This is a genomic window from Streptomyces sp. NP-1717 (assembly GCF_022695985.1).
Lineage (GTDB): Bacteria > Actinomycetota > Actinomycetes > Streptomycetales > Streptomycetaceae > Streptomyces.
In genome coordinates, this window is the sequence record NZ_JAAPBF010000445.1 from 1 (window position 1) to 1,785 (window position 1,785).

Genomic DNA, 1,785 nt, shown 5'->3' on the forward strand with positions numbered 1-1,785 from the left:
CGTCGCACAGCCTCTGGCCGTACGCCCTGATCGCACCCGCGATCGCCGGCATGCTCTATCTGCTCGTCTACCCGCTGCTGCGAACCGTGCTGATCTCTCTCCAGGACTTCCGGCTGCGCCAACTGATCAGCGGGAACGCGGAGTTCGTGGGGCTTCGGAACTACCGGACCCTGCTGTCCGACCCGCGATTCTGGGAGGTGACCGGCCGCACCTTCGTCTTCATGGCCGTCAACGTCGTCCTGATCATGGTGATCTCCACCCTGGTCGCGCTGATGACCGAACGGCTGGCGAAGGCGGGCCGCACCGTCGTCCTCGGCGCGCTCGTGCTCGCCTGGGCGATGCCGGTGGTGGCGGCCACCACCGTCTTCCAGTGGCTGTTCCACTCCGAGTTCGGGATCGTCAACCAGACGCTGACCTCGCTCGGTTTCGGCTCATTCGACCGCTACCCGTGGTTCGCCGACGGCACCGCGGCCTTCGTGATCCTCGTCGCGCTGATCGTCTGGCAGTCCGTGCCGTTCGCGGCGGTCACCCTCTACTCGGCGCTCACCACGGTCCCCGCCGAGCTGTACGAGTCGGCCCGGCTCGACGGGGCCTCGGGCGCCCGGATCTTCCGCTCGGTCACCTTCCCGATGCTCCGGCCGATCTTCCTGCTGGTGTTCTCCCTGGAGGTGATCTGGACGTTCAAGGCGTTCGTCCAGATCTGGGTGATGACCCGCGGCGGGCCGGGCGACGCCACGACGATCCTGCCCGTGTACGCGGTCCAGACGGCCCTGTCCAGCCAGCGCTACGACCTGGGCTCCGCGGCCTCGATGCTCACCGTGGTCCTGATGTCCGGGGTGCTCGTCCTCTACTTCCGTCAGATGCTCCGTCAGGAGGACGAGTCGCGATGACCCCGCTACGCCCCCGGGTTCGCCGGATCCCGCTCAACATCGCCGCCACCGTGACCGTCGTGGTGTGTCTGTTCCCCGTGTACTGGATGATCTCGACCGCCTTCACACCGTCCCGCGACATCCAGTCGGCCGACCCCCGACTGGTGCCGCGCGCCTGGACGCTGGACCACTTCCGCAGGGCGGTGGGCGCCGAGGGCTTCGAACTCTTCTGGCGCAACAGCGTCCTGGTCACGCTCGGCGCGGTGCTGCTGTCGCTGCTGGTGGCGCTGGGGGCGGCGTTCGCCGTCGCCCGGATGCGCTGGAGGGGCCGGCGGCAGTTCATGCTGATGGTCTTCATCGCCCAGATGGCTCCGTGGGAATCGCTGATCATCCCCATCTACATCATCTCCCGCGACACGGACATGCTCGACCGGCTGCCGACCCTGACCCTGGTCTACTTCATGATCACGCTGCCGTTCACGATCGTGGTGCTCAGGGGCTTCATCGGGACCATCCCGCCCGAACTGGAGGAGGCGGCGCGGGTCGACGGCTGTACGAGGACCGGTGCCTTCCGCCGGGTGGCCCTGCCGCTGCTCGTGCCCGGTCTGATGGCGACCTCGCTCTTCGGCTTCATCACCGCGTGGAACGAGTTCGCCTACGCCAACTTCCTGATCATCAAGGAGCAGGACAACCGCACCCTGCCGGTCTGGCTGTCGTCCTTCCAGAACACCTTCGGCACCGACTGGGGCGCCACGATGGCCGCCTCGACACTCTTCGCCCTGCCCGCGCTGGTGATCTTCCTGCTGCTCCAGCGTCATGTCAGCGCGGGCTTCGCGGCCGGCGCCGTCAAGGGCTGACCGGCCGCGAAGGCCGCACGAGAGACCGACGAACCAGACCCGCGAACCGTCCGAGAATC

Annotated in this window: 2 protein-coding genes; both read left to right on the top strand. The window is 67.6% G+C overall.

Annotated features, from left to right (window positions below; genetic code table 11):
* Positions 1–890: carbohydrate ABC transporter permease (locus tag GXP76_RS35360; protein ID WP_242575713.1), on the top strand; the 890-nt coding region annotated here is incomplete at its 5' end.
* Positions 887–1,726, top strand: coding sequence for a carbohydrate ABC transporter permease (locus GXP76_RS35365; RefSeq protein ID WP_242575714.1), 840 nt, complete (start codon positions 887–889; stop codon positions 1,724–1,726). The genes GXP76_RS35360 and GXP76_RS35365, both read left to right, overlap by 4 nt.
* The last annotated feature ends 59 nt before the right edge of the window (positions 1,727–1,785 follow it).

Coding starts and splice junctions, on each gene's coding strand:
- GXP76_RS35365 (WP_242575714.1), top strand. CDS start 887: ATGACCCCGCTACGCCCCCGGGTTCGCCGGATCCCGCTCAACATCGCC.